The organism is Anaerotruncus rubiinfantis, assembly GCF_900078395.1.
In the GTDB taxonomy this organism is placed as follows: Bacteria; Bacillota; Clostridia; order Oscillospirales; family Ruminococcaceae; genus Anaerotruncus; species Anaerotruncus rubiinfantis.
In genome coordinates, this window is sequence record NZ_FKLA01000009.1 from 96576 (window position 1) to 117753 (window position 21178).

At 56.0% G+C, this 21178-nt stretch carries 36 protein-coding genes; 2 read left to right on the plus strand and 34 right to left on the minus strand.

Features of this window, described 5'->3' with window-relative positions:
• The first annotated feature begins 165 nt into the window (after positions 1-165).
• On the plus strand, positions 166-1659 hold the full coding sequence (gene abc-f / locus BN4275_RS05750) for a ribosomal protection-like ABC-F family protein (RefSeq protein ID WP_066455307.1): 1494 nt from the start codon (positions 166-168) through the stop codon (positions 1657-1659).
• Between the two features lie 59 nt (positions 1660-1718).
• Here abc-f and BN4275_RS05755 read toward each other — a convergent pair whose 3' ends face one another.
• The 33 genes from BN4275_RS05755 to rpsJ form a co-directional block, all read right to left on the minus strand.
• Positions 1719-2006 (minus strand): DUF6809 family protein, encoded by a 288-nt coding sequence (locus tag BN4275_RS05755; RefSeq protein WP_154018842.1) that lies wholly within the window; start codon positions 2004-2006, stop codon positions 1719-1721.
• A gap of 885 nt (positions 2007-2891) precedes the next feature.
• Positions 2892-3233: a 50S ribosomal protein L17 gene (gene rplQ / locus BN4275_RS05765; protein WP_066455313.1), complete on the minus strand. Its 342-nt coding sequence runs from the start codon at positions 3231-3233 to the stop codon at positions 2892-2894.
• Positions 3234-3281: 48 nt separating this feature from the next.
• Entirely contained in the window at positions 3282-4238 is a 957-nt protein-coding gene (locus BN4275_RS05770; RefSeq protein ID WP_066455320.1) for a DNA-directed RNA polymerase subunit alpha, read from the minus strand.
• A 108-nt stretch (positions 4239-4346) separates the two neighbouring features.
• Positions 4347-4967 carry a 30S ribosomal protein S4 gene (gene rpsD, locus BN4275_RS05775; RefSeq protein WP_066455325.1) on the minus strand — a complete coding sequence of 207 codons (621 nt, stop codon included), beginning with the start codon at positions 4965-4967 and terminating at the stop codon, positions 4347-4349.
• Positions 4968-5047: 80 nt separating this feature from the next.
• Entirely contained in the window at positions 5048-5446 is a 399-nt protein-coding gene (rpsK, locus tag BN4275_RS05780) for a 30S ribosomal protein S11 (protein ID WP_066455328.1), read from the minus strand.
• Between the two features lie 19 nt (positions 5447-5465).
• Positions 5466-5834, minus strand: coding sequence for a 30S ribosomal protein S13 (gene rpsM, locus BN4275_RS05785; protein ID WP_066455329.1), 369 nt, complete (start codon positions 5832-5834; stop codon positions 5466-5468).
• 33 nt (positions 5835-5867) lie between these two features.
• The gene (gene rpmJ / locus BN4275_RS05790) at positions 5868-5981 is read right to left on the minus strand and encodes a 50S ribosomal protein L36 (protein WP_066455330.1); all 114 of its coding nucleotides are present in this window, start codon (positions 5979-5981) and stop codon (positions 5868-5870) included.
• 42 nt (positions 5982-6023) lie between these two features.
• Positions 6024-6242 (minus strand): translation initiation factor IF-1, encoded by a 219-nt coding sequence (gene infA / locus BN4275_RS05795; RefSeq protein WP_066455331.1) that lies wholly within the window; start codon positions 6240-6242, stop codon positions 6024-6026.
• Positions 6235-6498: a KOW domain-containing RNA-binding protein gene (locus BN4275_RS05800; protein ID WP_066455333.1), complete on the minus strand. Its 264-nt coding sequence runs from the start codon at positions 6496-6498 to the stop codon at positions 6235-6237. The genes infA and BN4275_RS05800 overlap by 8 nt, the downstream gene beginning before the upstream one ends.
• 12 nt (positions 6499-6510) lie before the next feature.
• Complete coding sequence (gene map, locus BN4275_RS05805; RefSeq protein WP_066455334.1) at positions 6511-7257, minus strand: type I methionyl aminopeptidase; 747 nt, start codon at positions 7255-7257, stop codon at positions 6511-6513.
• Positions 7258-7261: 4 nt separating this feature from the next.
• Positions 7262-7894 carry an adenylate kinase gene (locus BN4275_RS05810; RefSeq protein ID WP_066455336.1) on the minus strand — a complete coding sequence of 211 codons (633 nt, stop codon included), beginning with the start codon at positions 7892-7894 and terminating at the stop codon, positions 7262-7264.
• 14 nt (positions 7895-7908) lie between these two features.
• Positions 7909-9204: a preprotein translocase subunit SecY gene (secY, locus tag BN4275_RS05815; protein ID WP_066455338.1), complete on the minus strand. Its 1296-nt coding sequence runs from the start codon at positions 9202-9204 to the stop codon at positions 7909-7911.
• A 1-nt stretch (position 9205) separates the two neighbouring features.
• A complete protein-coding gene (gene rplO, locus BN4275_RS05820) occupies positions 9206-9646 on the minus strand; it encodes a 50S ribosomal protein L15 (RefSeq protein ID WP_066455340.1) in 441 nt (146 codons plus the stop codon).
• 20 nt (positions 9647-9666) lie between these two features.
• The gene (gene rpmD / locus BN4275_RS05825) at positions 9667-9846 is read right to left on the minus strand and encodes a 50S ribosomal protein L30 (RefSeq protein WP_066455342.1); all 180 of its coding nucleotides are present in this window, start codon (positions 9844-9846) and stop codon (positions 9667-9669) included.
• Positions 9847-9859: 13 nt separating this feature from the next.
• Complete coding sequence (gene rpsE / locus BN4275_RS05830; RefSeq protein ID WP_066455344.1) at positions 9860-10360, minus strand: 30S ribosomal protein S5; 501 nt, start codon at positions 10358-10360, stop codon at positions 9860-9862.
• Positions 10361-10376: 16 nt separating this feature from the next.
• Positions 10377-10736: a 50S ribosomal protein L18 gene (gene rplR / locus BN4275_RS05835; RefSeq protein WP_066455345.1), complete on the minus strand. Its 360-nt coding sequence runs from the start codon at positions 10734-10736 to the stop codon at positions 10377-10379.
• A gap of 14 nt (positions 10737-10750) precedes the next feature.
• Positions 10751-11296 carry a 50S ribosomal protein L6 gene (gene rplF / locus BN4275_RS05840; RefSeq protein WP_066455346.1) on the minus strand — a complete coding sequence of 182 codons (546 nt, stop codon included), beginning with the start codon at positions 11294-11296 and terminating at the stop codon, positions 10751-10753.
• Between the two features lie 15 nt (positions 11297-11311).
• Positions 11312-11710 carry a 30S ribosomal protein S8 gene (rpsH, locus tag BN4275_RS05845; RefSeq protein WP_066455347.1) on the minus strand — a complete coding sequence of 133 codons (399 nt, stop codon included), beginning with the start codon at positions 11708-11710 and terminating at the stop codon, positions 11312-11314.
• Between the two features lie 30 nt (positions 11711-11740).
• Positions 11741-11926 (minus strand): type Z 30S ribosomal protein S14, encoded by a 186-nt coding sequence (locus BN4275_RS16980; RefSeq protein ID WP_079988112.1) that lies wholly within the window; start codon positions 11924-11926, stop codon positions 11741-11743.
• Between the two features lie 15 nt (positions 11927-11941).
• Positions 11942-12481, minus strand: coding sequence for a 50S ribosomal protein L5 (gene rplE / locus BN4275_RS05850; protein WP_066455348.1), 540 nt, complete (start codon positions 12479-12481; stop codon positions 11942-11944).
• Between the two features lie 16 nt (positions 12482-12497).
• On the minus strand, positions 12498-12821 hold the full coding sequence (gene rplX / locus BN4275_RS05855) for a 50S ribosomal protein L24 (protein WP_066455350.1): 324 nt from the start codon (positions 12819-12821) through the stop codon (positions 12498-12500).
• Between the two features lie 15 nt (positions 12822-12836).
• A complete protein-coding gene (rplN, locus tag BN4275_RS05860) occupies positions 12837-13205 on the minus strand; it encodes a 50S ribosomal protein L14 (protein WP_066455353.1) in 369 nt (122 codons plus the stop codon).
• 45 nt (positions 13206-13250) lie between these two features.
• Entirely contained in the window at positions 13251-13508 is a 258-nt protein-coding gene (gene rpsQ, locus BN4275_RS05865) for a 30S ribosomal protein S17 (RefSeq protein ID WP_066455355.1), read from the minus strand.
• 22 nt (positions 13509-13530) lie between these two features.
• Positions 13531-13731, minus strand: a complete 201-nt coding sequence (rpmC, locus tag BN4275_RS05870) for a 50S ribosomal protein L29 (RefSeq protein ID WP_066455358.1) — start codon at positions 13729-13731, stop codon at positions 13531-13533.
• Positions 13731-14162 (minus strand): 50S ribosomal protein L16, encoded by a 432-nt coding sequence (rplP, locus tag BN4275_RS05875; RefSeq protein ID WP_066455360.1) that lies wholly within the window; start codon positions 14160-14162, stop codon positions 13731-13733. The genes rpmC and rplP overlap by 1 nt, the downstream gene beginning before the upstream one ends.
• A complete protein-coding gene (rpsC, locus tag BN4275_RS05880) occupies positions 14162-14851 on the minus strand; it encodes a 30S ribosomal protein S3 (protein WP_066455362.1) in 690 nt (229 codons plus the stop codon). The genes rplP and rpsC overlap by 1 nt, the downstream gene beginning before the upstream one ends.
• 20 nt (positions 14852-14871) lie before the next feature.
• A complete protein-coding gene (rplV, locus tag BN4275_RS05885) occupies positions 14872-15207 on the minus strand; it encodes a 50S ribosomal protein L22 (RefSeq protein ID WP_066455364.1) in 336 nt (111 codons plus the stop codon).
• 26 nt (positions 15208-15233) lie between these two features.
• Entirely contained in the window at positions 15234-15509 is a 276-nt protein-coding gene (gene rpsS / locus BN4275_RS05890; RefSeq protein ID WP_066455366.1) for a 30S ribosomal protein S19, read from the minus strand.
• Positions 15510-15534: 25 nt separating this feature from the next.
• On the minus strand, positions 15535-16368 hold the full coding sequence (gene rplB / locus BN4275_RS05895; RefSeq protein ID WP_066455369.1) for a 50S ribosomal protein L2: 834 nt from the start codon (positions 16366-16368) through the stop codon (positions 15535-15537).
• 182 nt (positions 16369-16550) lie between these two features.
• A complete protein-coding gene (rplW, locus tag BN4275_RS05900; protein WP_066455372.1) occupies positions 16551-16847 on the minus strand; it encodes a 50S ribosomal protein L23 in 297 nt (98 codons plus the stop codon).
• Positions 16847-17470 carry a 50S ribosomal protein L4 gene (gene rplD / locus BN4275_RS05905; protein ID WP_066455375.1) on the minus strand — a complete coding sequence of 208 codons (624 nt, stop codon included), beginning with the start codon at positions 17468-17470 and terminating at the stop codon, positions 16847-16849. Before rplD ends, rplW begins: the two co-directional genes overlap by 1 nt.
• Positions 17471-17489: 19 nt before the next feature.
• Positions 17490-18122, minus strand: a complete 633-nt coding sequence (rplC, locus tag BN4275_RS05910) for a 50S ribosomal protein L3 (RefSeq protein ID WP_066455377.1) — start codon at positions 18120-18122, stop codon at positions 17490-17492.
• A gap of 86 nt (positions 18123-18208) precedes the next feature.
• Positions 18209-18520, minus strand: a complete 312-nt coding sequence (gene rpsJ / locus BN4275_RS05915) for a 30S ribosomal protein S10 (RefSeq protein ID WP_006873286.1) — start codon at positions 18518-18520, stop codon at positions 18209-18211.
• Positions 18521-19005: 485 nt separating this feature from the next.
• On the opposite strand from rpsJ, the gene BN4275_RS05920 reads away from it, so the two are divergent.
• Positions 19006-19494 (plus strand): MarR family winged helix-turn-helix transcriptional regulator, encoded by a 489-nt coding sequence (locus tag BN4275_RS05920; RefSeq protein ID WP_066455379.1) that lies wholly within the window; start codon positions 19006-19008, stop codon positions 19492-19494.
• A 132-nt stretch (positions 19495-19626) separates the two neighbouring features.
• Here BN4275_RS05920 and BN4275_RS05925 read toward each other — a convergent pair whose 3' ends face one another.
• The gene (locus BN4275_RS05925) at positions 19627-21096 is read right to left on the minus strand and encodes an FAD-dependent oxidoreductase (RefSeq protein WP_066455381.1); all 1470 of its coding nucleotides are present in this window, start codon (positions 21094-21096) and stop codon (positions 19627-19629) included.
• Between the last annotated feature and the right edge of the window lie 82 nt (positions 21097-21178).

Here is a 21178-nt window from a genome sequence, read left to right on the forward strand (position 1 = left end):
TATTGTTTGTTCTGTCTGGCTGTGGAAGTTTTTGTTTTTGCAATTGCTGTGCGGCGTATCTTTACGCGCGCCGTTTTCTTTATGCAGAAAACAAATCCCTCCGGACAGGACTGTCTGGAGGGATTTTTATGTTGTTACTCAAAGCGCAAAAACTGATAAAAACTTTTGGGGCGCACACTGTTCACAATTGACCGGCTTGAGGTGCATGATCACGACCGTATCGGACTGGTCGGTGCAAACGGCGCGGGCAAATCCACCCTGCTCGGCATCCTCTATGGGGAGGAGCCATATGACGAAGGCCTGATCGAACGCCGCTGCCCGATCGCACTGATCCGGCAGTCGGGCGAGCCGGAAGGCGAGAGCGGCCGCCGGATGCAAAAGGAACTCGCGCTGATGGATTCACCGCGTATGAGCGGCGGCGAGCGGACCCGCGCGGCCATTGCGGCCGCGTTCAGCCAGGAGGCTCCGCTGCTCTTCGCGGACGAACCCACCACCAACCTGGATCTTGACGGGATTTCCGTCTTGCGGGAAAAGCTCGAAAACTACTCCGGCGCAATTCTGCTGATCTCCCATGACCGGGCGCTGCTCGACAGTCTCTGCACATCCATCTGGGAGATCGCGGACGGCGGACTTCGCGTCTTCCCTGGAAACTATACCGACTGGACGGTCCAAAAGCAGCGGGAACGGGACTTCGCACAATTTGAATATGAACGGTACCGCAGCGAAAAGACGCGGCTGCAGGCCGAAGCAGCCGTCCTGCGCGAACAGGCCCGCACCATGCGCAAAGCGCCCAAACGGATGGGCAACAGTGAAGCGCGCCTGCACAAAGGCTCGCGGACGGTCCCACAGGGACAGGTCGCGCACCGCGCGGCAGTGCTGCTCAGCCGCGCCGGCCACCTGGAAGAAAAGGAGCGGCCTTCCGACCCGCCGGAAATCAGGATGGCGCTTGGCGCGGCCAGCCCGGTCACATCCAAAAATGCGGCCCGGATCGAAGGACTCACCATACGTTACGGTAAGCGTACGGTACTCGATGACGTTTCCTTTTCGATCACAACCGGCAAACGCACGGTCATGTTCGGGCCAAATGGCGCGGGCAAAACAACCGTCATCGAATATCTGCTGCACAACAGAGATCGCGCCCAGTTTGCACAAGGGATAAAGGCAGGCTATTTCGCGCAGGATCACACGGTACTCGATCTCCAAAAAACCGTTCTGGAAAATGTGCGGGAAACCTCTTCCCTGCCGGAACACGAGGTGCGTACCATCCTGGCAAACCTGATGATCGCAAAGGACGACGTCTATAAGCCCGCCGGAGTTCTTTCAGGCGGTGAACGAGCCAAGGTTTCCTTTGCGCGGCTGCTCGCCTCCGACTGCAACCTGCTCGTCCTCGACGAGCCGACCAACCACATCGACCTCTTCACGGCCGAGGCACTCGAAAAGCTACTTGTCTGCTGGCAGGGCACCATGCTGCTCATCACACACGATCAGCGGCTGATTGAAAAGCTCGCCGAGCGGCTGCTATTCGTGCAGGATGGGAAAATTGAGACGTTCGAAGGCGGTTGGGACGCCTGGCAGGCCGAGCAAACGCGCCGGGCGGCCCCGCGCGACGACATGTCTGATCTGCGCGAACAGCTCCGGCGGCTGGGGGAACTTTATTAATTTCATCCAACACTGGGGGACTTTTTTGCAAAAAAGTCCCTCGGACCCCTAAAAAACCTTTATTCGGCTGCGCCGCAAACCTCTGGGAAGAGCAGCTCCACACAAAACTGCGCGCCAAACCGCAGGCCGCGCACAAAATAAGTTTCCTCCATGGCGGCGTTCAGCGCGACCTGCTCAAGCAGCAGTTCATCCAGCAGGGTCGCCTGCGCCGGGTTCAGTTGGGCGCGCAGGCTTTCCTGCGCGCGGTCAAATTCCCGCCACGCAAGATTGATTTTGCCATCCTTCGGGTACGGCGCTTCACATGGATGAATCTCACCATTAAAAAGTTGATACAGCAGTGCATGCATATTTTTCACCTCGGCTTCTATAATAACATTTTTACGATTGAAAACAGGAAAATAGTCAAATCTGGACTTTATTGCGGAGTAATCGCCGACCTTTGGCGGCAAAGGCAACCTCCGCGTGCCTCCGGCGGCCCCCTTTCTTACTCGTGCAAGAAAGGGGGAAAAGAACACGCGCGGGGACACCCCGCGGCCCCCTGCGCGCGCTTTTGTTGCCGCTTTGCGGCAAAGACCGCGCGCAATCTGCTGAGAGAAAACGTAGTGTGCCGCGCGCGCTTCGCAATGACGCGCGGGACAAATTTTCGCGCCCGGCGCGAAAATGCGCTGCGCGCAAAACGGACGAACCGATTGAAAAATGCGCGGCCCTGCGGGCCGCGCATTTAAAGGCTGCTATCAGACTTGAGTTCGCCGTCTCCATTGCGGGGAGTATGCAGGGAGCGCGAAACGCCAGGTTCAGTCCTGAGCTGACCGTTTGTTGGGAGCGCAGGCGGCGCAAGTCCTGGCAAGGCGTCCGCCGGGTTTCTTAAGGGGCTATTGTGCCGCAGGCACTCCTTGCGAAAATTCCGCCGCCTTTGGCGGCGGGTCGTCGCAGACGACACCGTACGGGGGATCCAAAGGGGGCGTGTCGCCCCCTTTGAGCGAGCGTCGGACGAAGTCCGCTCCGGCCCATAGGCCGGGAAGCGAGCCCCTAGCCCCTTTGGGGTGCTCTTTGGCTACTTTCTCGCACAAGCGAGAAAGTATGCCCGTGGGGCGCGGCGGAACGCGCCAGTGATTCTCAAGCGGCAATGCCGCTTGATTCCCGTGCGCGGCAAAACGCGCTGAATCGGGCGCGCAAAGGGCGCAAAAAGGGCCCGCGTTTTCACGCGAGCCCTTTCTATTTTTATCTGATTATCAGACAAGCTCAATGATTGCCATCTCTGCAGCGTCGCCGCGGCGAGGTCCGATCTTGACGATTCTGGTGTAGCCGCCGTTGGTTTCCTTATATTTCGGGGCAATCTCGTCAAAGAGTTTCTTCGCAACATCCTCTTTCGTGATGAAAGAGAGCACCTGACGCTTGGAGTGCAGGTCGTTCGTTTTCGCCGTCGTAATCATCTTCTCGGCCATTGCACGGACTTCTTTCGCTCTCGTGACAGTGGTTTCGATCTTGCCGTTTTCCAGCAGGAAAGTGACCATTGCTCTGAGCATTGCCATTCTGTGGCTCGAAGTTCTGCCGAGTTTTCTGGTTCCTGGCATCGAATTTCACTCCTTACCTGTGTTTCGTTCGGCGCAGCCGCGCCTCGATTATTCTTCGTCCTTGGAAAGGTCAAATCCCAGTGACTGTAACTTCCAGATAACCTCTTCCAGCGACTTTTTGCCCAGGTTGCGGACCTTCATCATCTCTTCCGGAGATTTGTTGATGAGGTCGGCCACCGTATTGACGCTGGCTCTCTTCAGACAGTTGAATGCGCGGACAGATAAGTCAAGCTCTTCAATGGTCATCTCAAGGAGTTTGTCCTTGCCGGTATCCTCTTTTTTATCCATAATCTCAGTGGCACTCACTTCATCGGAAAGATCGACGAAATGATTGAGTTGTCTATTGAGGATCTTGGCCGCCAGACTGACCGCCTCTTTTGCAGAGATCGTGCCGTCTGTCCAGACTTCAAGCGTTAATTTATCATAGTCGGTTATCTGCTCCACGCGGGTATTCTCAACGGTATAATTGACCTTGAGCACGGGGGTGTAGATGCTGTCCACGGCGATGGTGCCAACCGGAGCTTTCTCGAGCTCGGTGTGTTTGTTGCGGTCAGCGGACACATAGCCCTGCCCTTTTTTGAGGGTGATCTCCATGTTGAGCTTCGCGCCCGCATCCAGCGTTGCAATATGCATGCTCGGATCCAGGATCTCCACCTCGGAGTCACACTCAATACTGCCCGCAGTCACTTCGCACTCGCCCTGTGCATCAATCCGTACCGTCTTGGGCTCATCGCAATACAGCTTTGCGGTAAGGCCCTTAATGTTGAGGATAATTTCGGTTACGTCTTCTTTTACGCCCGGGATTGTCGAGAATTCGTGCTGGATGCCATCGATTTTCACCGAGATGACAGCAACACCAGGAAGAGAGGATAACAGCACGCGGCGCAGCGAATTGCCAAGCGTCGTACCGAAGCCTCTGTCCAGCGGTTCCGCCACAAATTTGCCGTAGGTACCGTCAGATTTGAGCTCGACCGTTTCTATCTTGGGCTCTATGATCTTAACCATATTGGACCCTCCTATCTGGCAGGACCAGTCCCGCCGTTTCATTCTCGTTTCCCTGTAAACCCACAGCCAACCAGGCTGCCAGCGGAGTTTTCACACTACGCAGCATGATTATTTGCTGTACAACTCGACGATCAGATGCTCCTCAACGTCAAGGTCGATATCCTCACGGTTCGGAAGCTCCACGATCCGGCCGGTCATGTTCTGCTTGTTGCATTCGAGCCACTTCGGCACCGGACGCGCGCCCATCGCTTCGACCACGCCTTTGAGCTTGTCGCTCTTCGAAGAAACCGCGATCACATCGCCCGCTTTGCACAGGATCGACGGGATATTGGCTTTCTTGCCGTTTACCGTGAAGTGGTTGTGACGCACAAGCTGGCGCGCTTCTTTTCTCGAGGAAGCGAAGCCCAGGCGGTAAACCACGTTGTCAAGTCTCGACTCGCAGATTCGCAGCAGGTTTTCACCCGTCATGCCGGCTTTGCGCTCCGCCATCTCAAAATACTTCAAGAACTGGCTTTCGAGCACGCCGTAATAACGTCTGGCCTGCTGTTTGGCGCGCAGCTGGATTCCATACTCGGAAAGTTTTCTTGCGCGCGCTTTGCCGTGCTGCCCCGGAACGGAAGCTCTGCGGGTGACGGCACATTTGTCGGTGTAGCAACGCTCGCCCTTCAGGAACAGTTTCTTGTTCTCTCTGCGGCAGAGTCTGCATACAGCACCGGTATATCTTGCCATTAATTGCACCTCCTGATTGGTTTGCATGCCCACGGTAAGACATGGGCACTTCTAACGCACATACGTGCAGTGGACGGCTGTTATACGCGTCTACGTTTCGGCGGACGGCATCCGTTATGCGGGATGGGGGTCACGTCCTTGATCATGTTGACTTCAAGCCCCGCGGCCTGCAGCGCGCGGATTGCAGCCTCACGTCCGGCACCCGGTCCCTTCACGAAAACCTCAACCGTTTTGAGCCCGTGCTCCATGGCGGCTTTCGCAGCGGTCTCGGCAGCGGTCTGCGCGGCGAACGGAGTGCTCTTTCTGGAGCCACGGAAGCCGAGCCCGCCGGCCGAAGCCCAAGAAAGCGCATTGCCCTGGGTATCGGTGATCGTAACGATCGTGTTGTTAAACGTGGACTGGATATGAGCGGCGCCGCGCTCGATATTCTTGCGTTCACGGCGTCTGCGAGTGGCCTTTTTGGCAACAGCTTTTGCCATCGTCTATATCCCTCCCTAATTACTTCTTCTTGTTGGCGATTGTTTTCTTCGGACCTTTTCTGGTACGCGCGTTGGTCTTGGTCCGCTGTCCGCGTACCGGCAGGCCTCTGCGGTGACGGATGCCGCGATAGCAGCCGATTTCGGTCAGACGTTTGATGTTGAGCGCGACTTCACGACGGAGATCGCCTTCCACATGGACGTTGTGATCGATATATTCACGCAGCTTGGACACGTCGTCCTCGGTGAGGTCCTTGACACGGATGTCAGGGTTCACGCCGGTGGACGCGAGGATTTCCTGAGCGGTTTTGCGACCGATGCCGAAGATGTAGGTCAGACCGATCTCGATCCGCTTATCTCTCGGCAGGTCAACGCCAGCTATACGAGCCATACTTTTGTTGCACCTCCATTATTCGGTTTGCACTTAGCCCTGACGCTGTTTGTGCTTGGGGTTTTGGCAAATGACCATGATGCGGCCTTTGCGCTTGATGATCTTGCACTTCTCGCAAATGGGCTTAACGGAAGGTCTTACTTTCATCTGAAATTACCTCCTTTGATTCCCTTGACTGGTTGGTCTGGCTTATTTGGAACGCCAGGTGATGCGTCCCTTGGTCAGGTCGTATGGAGACATCTCCAGTGTGACCTTATCTCCCGGCAAAATACGGATGAAGTTCATCCGCAGTTTCCCTGATATATGAGCCAAAAGCTGATGTCCGTTGGGCAGCTCAACGCGAAACTGCGCGTTGGGCAAGCTTTCCACGACGACGCCTTCAATTTCGATGACATCTTCTTTAGACAAGCAAAATACCTCCCTCTTTCTGCGTAAGCGCCCGAAGCGCCCCCCGCAGCTTTTTGTTCGTTTCGATGCCGGATAAATCCAGCCGTGTGTTGGTTTTCCGAATGTGTTTTACGCTCTTGCGCTTGGGTCTCTCAAGCGGCCGCCGCTTGCCGTCGGCAAGCAGGACATACCCTTTTTCCACCGCGAGCACCAGGTAAAACCCATCCGCGTCATGCCCCGCAATCGACTTTACCACCTGTCCCGCTTCGATCCGCATCCCGCACCTCCCTTAAGGCTGTGTCAGGATTACCGGACCGTCCGCGGTAATTGCAATGGTATTTTCGAAATGCGCTGCCAGCCCGTGATCGACGGTCACGACCGTCCATCCGTCACTGAGGGTTTTCACTGCCGGACCATGCTGGGTGATCATCGGCTCGACCGCGAGAACCATGCCCGCGACCAGCCGGATGCCGTGGCCCGGCCGCCCGTAGTTCGGGACTTCCGGTTCCTCATGCATTTCACGTCCGATGCCGTGGCCCACATATTCGCGCACCACGCCATAACCCTGCGGTTCCACGTAGGACTGCACCGCATGCCCGATGTCCCCGAGCCGCGCGCCAACCTGCATGACCGCCATCGCGGCCAACAGGCTTTCGCGCGTCGCATCCATCAGCCTCTGGGCCTCATCGCTGATCCGCCCTGCGGCAAAGGTTCCCGCGGTATCCCCCTGGTAGCCGTCAATGACGGCCCCCACGTCGATGCTCACGATGTCGCCCTCCTGGATCACGCGTTTGCCCGGGATGCCGTGGATCACCTCGTCGTTCACCGAGATGCATGCGCTCCCTGGAAAACCACCATACCCCAAAAACGAGGGTTTGGCTCCCTTGGAAAGAATAAAACTCTTGATAATGCGGTCAATTTCCCCGGTCGTAACGCCCGGTTTGACCGCCGCGCCGCCCACCTGCAGCGCCTGTGCCGTAATAGAGCCCGCCTTGCGCATTTTGGCAAGCTCCTTAGAGGTCTTCAGCACAACCATATACTCAGGCCTCCAGGGCTTTCAGGGTCCGTGCAGTCGTTTCCTCCACGGTCCCCGCACCCTTGACCACCGCGAGCTTTCCAGCTTTCGCGTAGTAGTCCTTGAGCGGTTCAGTCTGCTGGTGATAAACATTCAGGCGATCCCGGATTGTCGCGGGCTCATCGTCCTTGCGGATGATCAGCCTGCCGCCGTCACGGTCGCACACCCCTTCGGTTTTCGGAGGTTTGTGCTCCACGTGGTAGCTCGCGCCGCACTTTTCGCAGACACGCCGGCCGGAAAGCCGGGCCGTGATGTCCTCGTCCGAGACCTCAATATCGATGACCTTGTCGATCTCGATCTTCATCTCATCAAGCGCTTCGGCCTGCGGGACAGTGCGCGGGAATCCGTCAAGGATAAACCCGTTTTGGCAGTCGTCCTTCGCGAGGCGCTCTTTGATGATCCCAATGACCACCTCATCCGGGACAAGGCTGCCGGCATCCATATAGGATTTTGCCCGAAGCCCCATCTCGGTCCCGTTCTTCAGCGCTTCCCGGATGATGTTTCCGGTGCTGATCGCGGGAATGCCAAACTTGTCGCAGATAATTTCTGCCTGTGTACCTTTGCCGGCGCCCGGAGCGCCAAGAAGGATCAGTTTCATAACCGCACCTCTCCTTACTCTAAGAAGCCCTTGTAGTGACGCATCATCATCTGGGATTCCAGCTGACGGAAGGTATCCAGCGCGACGCCGACGACGATGATGATCGAAGTACCGCCGAGCGAAACATTCAGCTCGGTGAAGGACCCGATAATGATCGGGAGCACTGCAACCAGGGCAAGAACGATACCGCCGATCAGCGTGATCTTCGAGATGATCCGCGCGATGAAGTCGGAGGTTGGGCGGCCCGGACGGATGCCCGGAATGGTGCCGGAGTTGTTCCTGAGGTTGTTGCTCATTTCAATCGGATTATACTGGATCGCCACATAGAAGTAGTTGAATGCGATGATCAGCACAAAGTACAGCGCCGCATACAGCAGCGTATTGTAATGGAATGCCGAAAGGAATTTCCCCCAGAAGCTGTCCGCGGCCGGATGCACGAATGCGCCGATGGTACCGGGGATTGCAAGCAGGGAGGATGCGAAGATGATCGGCATGACGCCCGACATGTTGACCTTGATCGGGATGAAGGTCGACTGGCCGCCATACATCTTACGTCCAACCACCTTTTTGGCGTACTGGACGGGGATGCGGCGCTCCGCGTTGGTCATGACGATGATCGCCGCGATCAAAAGGATAAACACCGCGATCATAACCAGCTCCAGGACAATTGCCGTGAAAGCAAATTCGTTGAGCTTCAGATAGCCCCAGAAGCTGCGCACCGCAGCCGGTCCGCGGGAAACGATGCCCGCGAACAGGATGAGCGAGATGCCGTTGCCGATGCCGCGCTCATCGATGCGCTCACCGAGGTAAACGATGAGCATTGCGCCGGCGGTGAAGGTCGCCACGATGACAAAGGCCACAAAGATGCCTTCCCAACCGGTGGTGTATTTCACAGCGCCCTGCTGGTTCTTCAGCATGGTGTAGTAAGCGAACGCCTGCAGCAACGCAAGGCCGATGGTGGTGTAACGGGTGATCTTCTGGATCTTTTTGCGTCCGTCCTCACCCTCTTTTGCCATCCGTTCAAGTGCCGGAATCGCAACTGTCAGCAGCTGGATGACGATGGAAGAGGTGATATACGGCGTGATGGACAACGCAAAGATGGTTGCGTTGGCAAACGCACCGCCCGAAAGAATATCAAGGTAACCGAGCAGGTTTCCCGCGCCGGAGACCATATTCTGCAAGGCCGCCGGGTCCAAAAACGGAACCGGAACGCCCGCGCCCAGACGGAAGAGGACGATGATCATCAGGGTAAAACAGATCTTCTGCCTCAGTTCGGCGATATGCCATGCGTTTTTTAACGTCGCAAACATATTATTTCACCTCAGCCTTTCCGCCTGCCTTCTCGATCTTCTCTTTGGCGGATGCTGAGAATGCCGCGCAATTGACGGTGAGTTTTTTGGTGAGCTCGCCTCTGCCGAGAACCTTGACGCCGTCAAGGGTCTTTTTCAGCAGACCGGCATCCACCAGCGCCTGCGCGTCGACAACGGCGCCGTCCTCGAATTTCTCAAGGTCGGAAACGTTGACCGTCGCATACTTGGTCGCGAAAATATTGATGAAGCCTCTTTTCGGGACACGTCTCTGGAGAGGCATCTGGCCTCCTTCAAAACCGGGGCGTACGCCGCCGCCCGAACGGGCCTTCTGACCTTTATGGCCTTTGCCTGCAGTCTTTCCGTTACCGGAACCGGCGCCTCTGCCTTTGCGATAAGCGTCGCGGCTGGCGCCCGGGGCCGGAGAAAGTTCATGCAATTTCATTTTACCTGCACCTCCTTAGCTTAGCTTTCGGTAACCTCAACGAGGTGGGAAATTTTTGCGATTTTGCCTTTGGTGGCCTCGTTGTCAGGCTGAATGGTCTCGTTGCCGATCCTGCGCAGTCCAAGGGACTCGGCGGTGGCAATCTGATCGTCTTTTCTGCCGACAAGGCTTTTTACGAGCTTGATTTTAAGCTGTGCCATTTCGCCCGCCTCCTTAACCTATAATATCCTTCACGCCTTTGCCGCGCGTCGCAGCGACCTGCTCGGCGTCACGAAGGGAAATGAGCCCCTGGATGGTGGCGCTGACCACGTTGCAGGGATTGTTGGAGCGCAGGGATTTGGTACGGATGTCCTTGATGCCGGCAGTCTCCATGACCGCACGCACCGGGCCGCCCGCGATAACGCCGGTTCCCTGCGGAGCCGGTTTCATCAGAACACGGCCGGCCCCATATACGCCGATGACCTCATGGGGAATGGTGGTTCCCTTCAGCGAGATCTTGTGAAGATTCTTCTTTGCGTCCTCAATACCCTTGCGGATTGCGTCGGGTACCTCGCCCGCTTTACCAAGCCCGAAGCCGACCGTGCCGTTGCCGTCGCCGACAACCACGAGCGCCGCGAACTTAAAAATGCGTCCGCCTTTCACTGTTTTGGAAACGCGGTTGATTGCTACTACTCTCTCTTTCAGATCGAGGTTCGTTGCATCGATAAGAGCCAAAAGTATCCCTCCTTACTTAGAATTTGAGGCCGCCTTCACGGGCCGCTTGTGCCAATTCCTTGACACGCCCGTGATAGATATATCCGCCGCGGTCAAATTTGACCTCGGCAATGCCTTTGTCAGCAGCTTTCTTGGCGATGATTTCGCCAACCTTCTTGGCCGCTTCCTTGTTCCCGCCAAAACCTTCGAAATCTTTGTCCATGGAAGACGCTGCACACAGCGTTACGCCGTTCACATCGTCAATAATCTGGGCATAGATGTGTTTCGCGGAGCGGAAGATGCAAAGACGCGGGCACTCGGGGGTGCCGCTGATCTTGGCCCTGACTCTGACATGCCGTTTCAGTCTGGCTTCGTTCTTGTCAGGTTTCGTAATCATGTTCGTTCACTCCTTTACTTCTTGCCCTTGCCTGCTTTACCTTCCTTGCGGATGATAACTTCGTCAACATACTTGATGCCCTTGCCCTTATACGGCTCCGGCGGGCGTTTCTCGCGCACTTCGGCGGCGAACTGGCCAACCTTCTGCTTATCTGGGCCGTGGATCACAATTTTGTTCGGCGCAGGCACGTCGATGGTGATATCGGCATTGTCCTCCATGAAGACCTGATGGGAATAGCCGAGTGTCATGACGAGCTGTTTTCCCTGCTTTGCGGCGCGGTATCCGACGCCGTTGATTTCAAGCTCCTTTTTGAACTCCTCGGTGACGCCGTGCACCATGTTGGCGATCAGCGTACGGGTGAGTCCATGCAGGCTCTTTTCGGTTTTTTCATCGCTCGGGCGGGTCACGACGATCTCGTTGCCTTCCATGGCAATGCCGATCTCCGGACGAAACGTCTGGGTGAGGGTGCCTTTCGGGCCCTTGACCGTGACAGTATGGCCGTCGATTTTGACGTCGACGCCCGCCGGCACAGCGATGGGCTTTCTACCAATTCTGCTCATTTCGCTGTACCCCCCTTACCAAATGAATGCGAGGACTTCGCCGCCGACATTCTCTTTGCGAGCCTGTTTGTCGGTCATAACGCCCTTGTTGGTGGAAAGGATGGCGGTGCCAAGGCCTTTCATCACGCGGGGCATATCCTCACAACTGGTGTAAATGCGCAGGCCGGGTTTCGAAACCCTGCGAAGTCCCTGGATGACCGGGGTCTTGCCCTGCCCGTATTTCAGGGTGACCTTGATGACGCCCTGTTTGTCGTCCGCGACGACGGTGAAAGCTTTTATATATCCTTCATCCAACAAAATCTGAGCGATTGCTTTCTTCATGTTGGAAGCAGGAATATCAACAGTATCATGTTTTGCATTGTTTGCATTTCTGATACGTGTCAGCATGTCAGCGATGGTATCGGTGATATGCATGCCGTCAACCTCCTTTAGCTCAGCTTTGTTTTACCAGCTTGCTTTCCGCACTCCGGGAATCTGTCCTTTATATGCCAGTTCTCTGAAGCAAATACGGCAGATACCGAATTTGCGAAGATAAGCATGCGGCCGGCCGCAGATCTTGCACCGCGTGTAAGCTCTCGTGGAGAACTTTGCGGGACGAGACTGCTTTACTTTCATAGATGTTTTCGCCACAGTTACGATTCCTCCTTACTTCGCAAATGGAGCGCCCATGAGCGTCAAAAGCTCGCGGGACTCTTCGTCGGTTTTTGCAGTGGTGACAAAGCAGATGTCCATGCCTCTGACCTTGTCGATTTTATCGTATTCGATCTCCGGGAAGATCAGCTGCTCGCGCAGGCCCATGTTGTAGTTGCCGCGGCCGTCGAAGCCGTTCGGGTTGATGCCGCGGAAGTCGCGGACACGCGGGAGCGCGACATTGAAGAGCCGGTCTACGAATTCGTACATTCTGTCGCCGCGCAGCGTCACCTTCGCGCCGATGTTCATGCCTTCACGAAGCTTGAAGTTCGCCACGGATTTGCGGGCCTTGCAGATGATCGGTTTCTGGCCGGTGATCTTCATAAGGTCCCCGACGATCGCGTCGATAATCTTCGGATTGTCGCGCGCTTCGCCGCAGCCAACGTTGATGACAACCTTATCAAGCTTGGGGATCTGCATGACAGAGCTGTATCCGAATTTTTTCATCAGCGCAGGAGCCATTTCGCTTCTGTACTGGTCTTTCATTCTTGCCATGATTTCTCCTCCTTACTTAAAAAGTTTCACCGCACTTGGGATTTTTGCAAAGACGTTCTTTCGAGCCGTCGTTCAGGATCTTGTGGGCAAGTCTGGTGGGTTTGCCGCATTTGGGGCAGACGAGCATTACCTTGGAGGCGTACATGGCGCCTTCGGCCTTCACAATGCCGCCCGCGTCACCCATTTTACGGGGTTTGACGTGTTTGGTCATCATGTTGACACCTTCCACGATCACTTTCTGCTCCTTCGGGGAAACCTCAAGAACCTTGCCCTTTTTGCCCTTGTCCTTGCCGGACAGAACGATGACTGTATCGCCCGTTTTGACGTGAAGTTTATTCACTTTTGAGCACCTCCATTACAGCACCTCAGGAGCGAGGCTTAATATCTTGAGGTAATCTTTCTCGCGCAGTTCCCTGGCCACTGGTCCAAAGATACGCGTACCTCTCGGGTTTTTGTCTTCCTTTATGATGACCGCCGCGTTCTCATCAAAGCGGATATAGGTTCCGTCTTCACGGGCTATACCTTTTGCGGAACGAACGACAACTGCTTTTACTACGTCGCCCTTTTTCACCTGGCCGCCGGGCGCAGCTTTCTTGACAGAAGCCACGATCACGTCGCCGATGTTCGCATATCTTCTGCGGGAGCCGCCAAGCACACGGATGCACATGAGTTCCTTCGCACCGGTGTTGTCGGCAACCTTCAGATAGGTCTGCATCTGAATCACAGAGCGTTCCTCCTTTCGAATGGGCCCCAAAAGGCCCTGATCAAATTATTTCGCCTTCGTGATGATCTCGGTAACTCTCCACCGTTTGTCTTTGGACAGGGGGCGGGTTTCCATGATCTCAACTTTATCTCCGATGCCGCACGCGTTGTTCTCGTCATGCGCCTTGAACTTTACCGTGCGCTTGATGATCTTTTTGTAAAGGGGGTGTTTGACGTTGTCCTGAATGGCGACGACAACAGTTTTGTCCATCTTGTCGCTCACAACCGTTCCAACGCGGGTTTTTCTGAGATTTCTTTCGCTCATTTACCTTCGTCCTCCCTTCCGCTTACTGCGCGCTCTTGAGCTCGTTTTCCCGGATCAGGGTCTTGACGCGCGCGATGTCGCGTTTGACGTCCTTGAGCCTGAGGGGGTTGTCGAGCTGGTTGATCGCATGCTGGAAGCGAAGGTTGAAAAGTTCTGCCTTGAGGTCCTGAAGCTTTTCGCCCAGTTCCTTGGCGGACATATTCCTAAGCTCAGTGGCCTTCATCACTCTTCACTCCCCTTTTCTTCAGTTTCTTTTGCTACAAACTTGCACTTGATCGGCAGTTTGTGCGCTGCGAGACGCATCGCCTCGCGGGCGAGTTCCTCGGACACGCCGCCGATTTCAAACATCACGCGGCCCGGTTTCACAACGGCCACCCAGTATTCCGGGGAACCTTTACCGGAACCCATTCGGGTCTCAGCCGGCTTTTCAGTGATCGGCTTATCCGGGAAAATCTTGATCCAAACCTGACCGCCACGTTTGATGTAACGGGTCATGGCGATACGGGCCGCCTCGATCTGATTCGAGGTGATCCACGCCGGCTCGGTTGCCTGCAGGCCAAAATCACCGTAAGTGACTTTGTTTCCGCGGTACGCTTTGCCGGTCAGACGGCCTCTGTGTACTCTGCGGTATTTCACTCTCTTAGGCAGAAGCATTATTTGCTGCCTCCTTCCCTGCGAGGAGCTCTGGCATCCCCGAGTACCTCCCCGGCATAAATCCAAACCTTGACGCCGATTCTGCCGTAGGTGGTGTTCGCCTCCGCGAAGCCGTAGTCGATATCGGCGCGGATGGTCTGCAGCGGGATGGTGCCCTCATGGTAATGTTCGGTTCTCGCGATCTCGGCGCCGCCCAGACGGCCGGAAACCTCAACCTTGATGCCCTTGGCGCCAAACTTCATGGCGCGGCCGATGGCCTGTTTCATCGCGCGGCGGAAAGAAACGCGTCCCTCGAGCTGCGCGGCGATGCTTTCAGCGACGAGCTGGGCGTTCTTGTCGGCGGATTTCACCTCGACGACGTTGATGAACACCTGGCGGCGGTCGGCGTCGGCCTTGCCTTTGTTGATCATTTCATCGCACAGCTTGCGGATTCTTTCGATCTCCGATCCGCCCTTACCGATCACGATACCCGGGCGGGAGCAGTGCACGTGGATGCGCACCTTGGTGGCGTCACGTTCAATTTCGATTCTGGGGATACCTGCGTCATACAGGGTTTTCTTTAAGAACTTGCGCAGCTTATAATCCTCAACCAGGATATCGCCGAAAGCAGAGTCCTTAGCAAACCAGCGGGAATCCCAATCCTTAATTACTCCGACACGAAGGCCGTGCGGATTCACTTTTTGGCCCATAGTTTACCTCCTCTTTCAGCTTATTCCCGTTCTGCGACGGTGATAAATACGTGTGAAGTTCTTTTCAGCACCCGGAACGCTCTGCCCTGGGCGCGGGGACGAATCCGTTTCATGGTCGGGCCGGGGACGACGTAGCACTCCGAAACATAGAGATTATTCTTATCCATGTTGAAGTTGTTTTCCGCGTTCGCCACAGCCGACTTCAGCAGCTTCTCAAGGGGCTCGCAAGCGGCCTTGGGAGTGTGCCGGAGAATTGCCATAGCCTGATCAGCAGGCTTATTTCTGATAAGATCAAGCACGATCTGCACCTTACGGGGCGCGATTCGGGCATGTCTCAACGAAGCCTTTGCTTCCATTGGTGATTTCCTCCTTTCGGCCACGTTTACTTGGTTTTTCTCGCGCCGGCATGGCCACGATAAGTTCTGGTGGGCGCAAACTCGCCGAGCTTATGTCCAACCATATCTTCGGTCACATATACCGGCACATGTTTGCGGCCGTCATGCACCGCAAAGGTGTGCCCGACAAAATCGGGGAATATCGTCGATGCGCGGCTCCAGGTCTTGAGAACCTGTTTCTTCTCGCCGCTCTCGTTCATCTTCTGAACCCTAGCCAGCAGAACGGGCTGTACATAAGGTCCCTTTTTCACGCTTCTACCCATGAAAATTTCCTCCTTTCAGCCCGCTTTACTTCGCGTTGCGACGCTTGACAATAAACTTGTCGGAGCGGTTGTGTTTCGCGCGGGTCTTGTACCCGAGCGCCGGTTTGCCCCAAGGGGTGACAGGTCCGGGACGTCCGACAGGGCTCTTGCCCTCACCACCGCCGTGCGGATGGTCGCAGGGGTTCATGACCGAACCGCGGACGGTAGGACGCCAGCCCATGTGGCGGCGGCGGCCGGCCTTGCCGTAGTTGACGTTTTCCGCGTCAATGTTGCCGACCTGGCCGATGGTGGCGATGCAGATTTCCGGGATGTTCCGGAGTTCTCCGGACGGAAGCCGGACAAGCGCCATGCCGTTTTCCTTCGCCATCAGCTGCGCCATGACGCCGGCCGAACGCGCCAGCTGCGCGCCTTTTCCGGGGTAAAGCTCGATGTTGTGGATGAAGGTACCGGTCGGGATGTTCATCATCGGCAGTGCGTTGCCGGGCTTGATATCCGCGGACGCGCCGGAAACGACGGTGTCGCCGACCTTCAGGCCGTTCGGAGCGATGATGTAGCGCTTCTCGCCGTCCTCATACTGGATGAGCGCGATGTGCGCGGTACGGTTCGGGTCGTATTCAAGGGTCAGAACGGTTGCTTTCATATCCGCCTTGTCGCGTTTGAAATCGACGACGCGGTATTTCCGGCGGTTGCCGCCACCGCGGTGACGGACCGTGATGCGGCCGTTCGAGTTGCGTCCGGAATGCTTCTTCAGGGGTTCCAGAAGGCTTTTCTCGGGAGCAACCTTTGACAGCCCGCTGTAGTCGGTGACAGTCATCTGCCGGCGCGACGGGGTTGTCGGCTTATAGGATTTAATAGCCATTCGGTTTCACTCTCCTCATAATGTGTTAGCGGGGTTGTGCCGCATCCCTTCCAAAAACGGTGCTGTTTTAGCCGTTTTGGCCGCTAAACCGGCGGGCGGCGCGCGCCGCGGGATTTGGCACCATGCCGCCGGACGCTTTCCGGCGGGTTATGAGTTCCCCATACGTGGACTGGCTGGGTCCATTACAGCATGGTGTCGAAGAACTCAATGGTCTTCGACCCTTCGGTCAGGGTGACGATCGCCTTTTTGTAAGACGGCGTGTAACCGAAGTTGCGGCCCATTCTCTTCATGCGGCCGCGGCAGTTCAGGGTGTTGACCTTCGCCACTTTGGTGCCGGGGAAAAGGCCCTCAACCGCTTTTGCGATCTCAATCTTGTTGGCGTCCTTTGCAACCTTGAAGGTGTACTTCTTCAGCTGCACGTTCGCCATGGAAGCTTCGGTGATAACCGGACGAAGAATGATGTCCTGCGGAGCTTTCATTACGCGTACACCTCCTCAAGTTTGGCTACGGCGTCTTTGGCAACGATGAACTTGTCGCAGTTCACGATGTCGTAGACGTTGATGGTGTTGACCAGAGCGGTCTTTACGCCGGGGATGTTCGCGGCGCTCTTGATGACCTGCTCGTTCACTTCGGGCATCAGGATCAGCGCTTTTTTCTCGGCGCCGAGCGCTTTGAGCATGCCAACCATCGCTTTGGTCTTAAACCCGTCGACAGCGATCGAGTCAACGACAATCATGTCGCCGGTCAGGACCTTGTCGGAGAAGACCGACTTGATTGCCAGACGGCGGACTTTCTTGTTCAGCGAGTAGCTGTAATCGCGGGGCTTCGGGCCAAGCGCGATGCCGCCCTTTCTCCACTGCGGAGCCCGGATGGAACCCTGGCGCGCATGGCCGGTGCCCTTCTGTCTCCACGGCTTTTTGCCGCCGCCGGATACTTCGGTGCGGGTCAGCGTGGACTGGGTGCCCTGACGCTGATTTGCAAGGTAGTTGACGACAACCTGGTGAACGACCGCAGGGTTGGGTGTCACACCGAACACGGCTTCGGAAAGTTCCATCTCCGAAACAACTTTGCCGGCCATATCGTATACATTAACCTTTGGCATTGTGTGTATCCTCCTTCCCTTACGCCTTGACGCTATCGGTGATGCAGACCACGCCGCCCTTGGCGCCGGGGATCGCTCCCTTGATAGCAATCAGATTATTTTCGGCGTCAACCTTGACGACCTCGAGATTCTGGACGGTGACGCGCTCGGCGCCCATGTGTCCAGGCAGCTTCTTGCCCTTCATGACTCTCGACGGGTCGGAGCAGGCGCCCAGGGAACCCTGGTGTCTGGCAACCGGGCCGGAACCATGGGTCTCTTTGAGACGGCCGAAGTTGTAACGCTTGATGGTGCCGGCGTAACCTTTACCTTTGCTGGTTCCAACAACGTCCACAGCGTCTCCCGCCGCGAAAGCGTCGGCCTTGATGATGTCGCCCACGTTCAGAGCGGCGCAGTCGGCCAGCCGGAATTCCCTCAGCGTTTTCTTGTTTGCGACGTCAGCTTTTGCGAAGTGGCCCTTCATCGGTTTGTTGCAGGCCTTGTCCGAGATGTCGCCGAAACCGATCTGCACGGCTTCATAGCCGTCGTTTTCGGTTGTCTTCTTCTGAACGACAACGCACGGGCCCGCTTCAACGACGGTGACGGGGATCATCTTGCCGTTTTCGTCAAAAAGCTGGGTCATACCGATCTTTTTGCCTACGATGCACTTTTGCATACCTTTCTTTACCTCCTACGGTTATTGGTTGGCATTCGCCAACATGACCTGACGGCGGCTTGCCGTCGTCGGGGTTTGCCGGATCATTAGAGCTTGATCTCAATTTCCACGCCGGCGGGAAGTTCGAGACCGGTCAGCGCCTCGACCGTCTTGTTGGACGGACGCAGGATGTCGATGAGCCGTTTGTGGGTTCTCATCTCGAACTGCTCGCGGCTGTCCTTATACTTATGAACAGCACGCAGAATGGTAACGATCTCCTTTTCGGTGGGAAGGGGGATCGGGCCGGAAACGCGGGCGCCGGTGCGCTTTGCGGTTTCCACGATCTTCTCCGCCGATGCATCCACCAGCTGGTGATCATAGCCTTTGAGCCGGATCCTGATTTTTTCTTTGACTGCCACTTAAACATCGCCTCCTTAAAGTTTTCACGACGACGCTTTAAGAACTGATTTCTTCTGCACACCGCTCCGGGTGTTTCGCGGCTGGGCATACAAAAAATCCGGTAAACCGTAACAGTTTATCCGGACTTTATACCGCCCGCGGGTTTCCCCGCAACCGCAAACTTCCCCCTATGGAAAGCGCACAGTTCCTGTTCAGTATTAAAGTCGCCCGGTTTAAAATCGGACATACTCCGCGGAAATTCCCCGCCTCAAGGGCGGCCACCTCCCGCATCAACGCATATCTTGTGCAGTCACGCTCGATTATAATACCATAACCTCCGGCAAAATGCAAGTATTTTTATAAATATTTTTGGCAATAAAGTCATTAAAAAATTACGGCCCGAAAACGGAAAAGCCGCTTGACTTTTCCACGTTGAAAAGCGTAAAATAATAGCAAACCAAAACAGTTATTAATTATGAATATTTTTGTCTGATGAAGGAGCAGTATGATTACTACCAAACTGATCGTAGAGGACATCGTCAAGATCATCCCGGAATTTGAATACCAGTTCGGCCGCCCCATGAAGCTCATCACCCAGAAGGAACTGACCAACTATCAGAGCAAGGTGCTCACCGTGCTGCAGGTGGTGTCGGAAATCTCCATGTCCGAACTGGCCGACCGGCTCGTCATGAGCAAGCCCCAGCTCACCGCAAACGTGGACGTGCTGGTGCGGCTCGGCTTGGTGGAGCGCATCTCGGACCCCAACGACCGGCGCAAAATCATCATCCGGATGGCCGAAAAGGGCGTCCAGTACATAGATAAGACCAAACAATCGATGGGGAAGTTTTACGACCTTTACTACAACAACCTCACCGAGGAGGAGCGGCTCAAGCTGTATCTGGCCATTGAGGACCTGTTGGTCCTGCTTGAGAAACTGAACCCCCTCTCCCATGGAATCACCCTCGAACAGCTCAAAGATGCGCCGGCCGAGTGAAGCTGTCCCGTTCTCTTTATATAAAGGATAGGATTGCCAATTTTTCGAAGATCATACGAAACGACCTCCGCCCTGTTGGACGGAGGTCGTTTTTGTGCCGGAGGATATTTTAACGGAGGGATAAGTATCTGATTACTCGACCGTGTCAGCCAGTTTCGCAGTGTATTCGCCGATGACGCGTCCCATCGCGATGGCTTCGGTGATATTGGTGCCGCCCGGATAGAACTTGTTGACGATCGAACCCAGTTCACCAGCCGCGAAAAGGCGCTCGATGGGTTTCTCGTCGTTGTCCAGAACGCGGCCGTACGCGTCGTGCATCGGGCCGCCCTGGGTGTTTAAGAGCGACGGCCACAGCTCGATGGCATAGAAAGGCAGCTTGGTGATGGGGCCCATCTTGAAGCAGTCGCGGTTGAACTTCGGGTCATAGCCGGTGAGCGCCGCCTGGTTATAGTCCGCAACGGCCTTCTCCAGGACTCCCGGGTTATATCCGAGCTGTTTGCCCAGGTCAGCGATGGTGTAGGCCATCTTGATCCAGCCTTTTTCAATTTCGCGCTGGTTGTCCTGGCTCCAGCCCTCCCAGGTGGGGTCCTCCTGGATAATGCCGGGGCAATGGCCGATGATCGGGCCTGCCTCGCGGACGTTCTCGTCGAAGATCATCCAGGCAGGCATCCGCGGGTAGGCCATCTTTTCAGCGTTGCAGGCGGTGAAGTCGAATGCCATCGCATGCACGTCCAGGCCGGACTCATTCAGAAAACGCTCGCCGTTCTGGTCGACATACATATAGTTGGGCGCGTGCATGCCAATGCCGATCGGCTGCTCATGATCCTTTACCTTATAGCTGACGCCGCAGGAGACGCCGGTCATATGCCACATCTTCGCGCCCAGTTTCGCGGTCATGGTGAGCCCGTCTCCGACGCTGCACATGCAGCCCTGGCTCATCAGCGGCATTCCAAGATAGTTGGTCTGCATCTCAGCGTTGCGGTTGAAGCCGCCGCAGGTGAGGCAAACCGCTTTTTTGGCGCGGATGAAGCAGGGGCCGTCCGGGGTTTCGGCCTTGATGCCAATGACTTCTCCGCTGGCGTTGGTGACGAGCTCCTTTCCACGGGTCTCATACTGGATCTTGATTCCCCGCTTGTTGACGCCGTGCATCAGGGAGGCAATCAGGTAATAGCCGCCGTTCATCCCAGGCGCGCCGCCGTCTTTGGGAACGAACTGCGAACGGCCGCCCAGTCCCTCGGAGCCTGGCAGGAAATCCCAGACGGCGTTGGGGGCCGGCGGAAACGGAACCTTCTCCGCGATCTTGAAGTCGCAGTCGCATTTCTGCTTGAACCATTCGTGGCTGGTGGCGGTGACCTCGACGAACTTGTGGATCAGATCATCCTTGACCGTGTCGTCGAACACTCCGCGGTAGTACTGGTAGACCTTCTCGTTGTCGAGAAATACACGCAGGGTGCCGCCGCTCAGACGGGTATTTCCGCCCGGGACCTTATCCGCTTCGATGACGAGCACGTCCGCGCCGTTGTCGTACGCTTCGATGGCTGCGCAGCCGCCGGCTGCGCCCAGGCCAACCACGACGACGTCCACTGTTTTATCCCATTTCATACCCAAAACTCCTTTTACTGCGTTTTTTGTTTTCCCGGGGTTCTGTTGTGTACAGGTGAATGGTGCTGTGTTATCTGTTGTT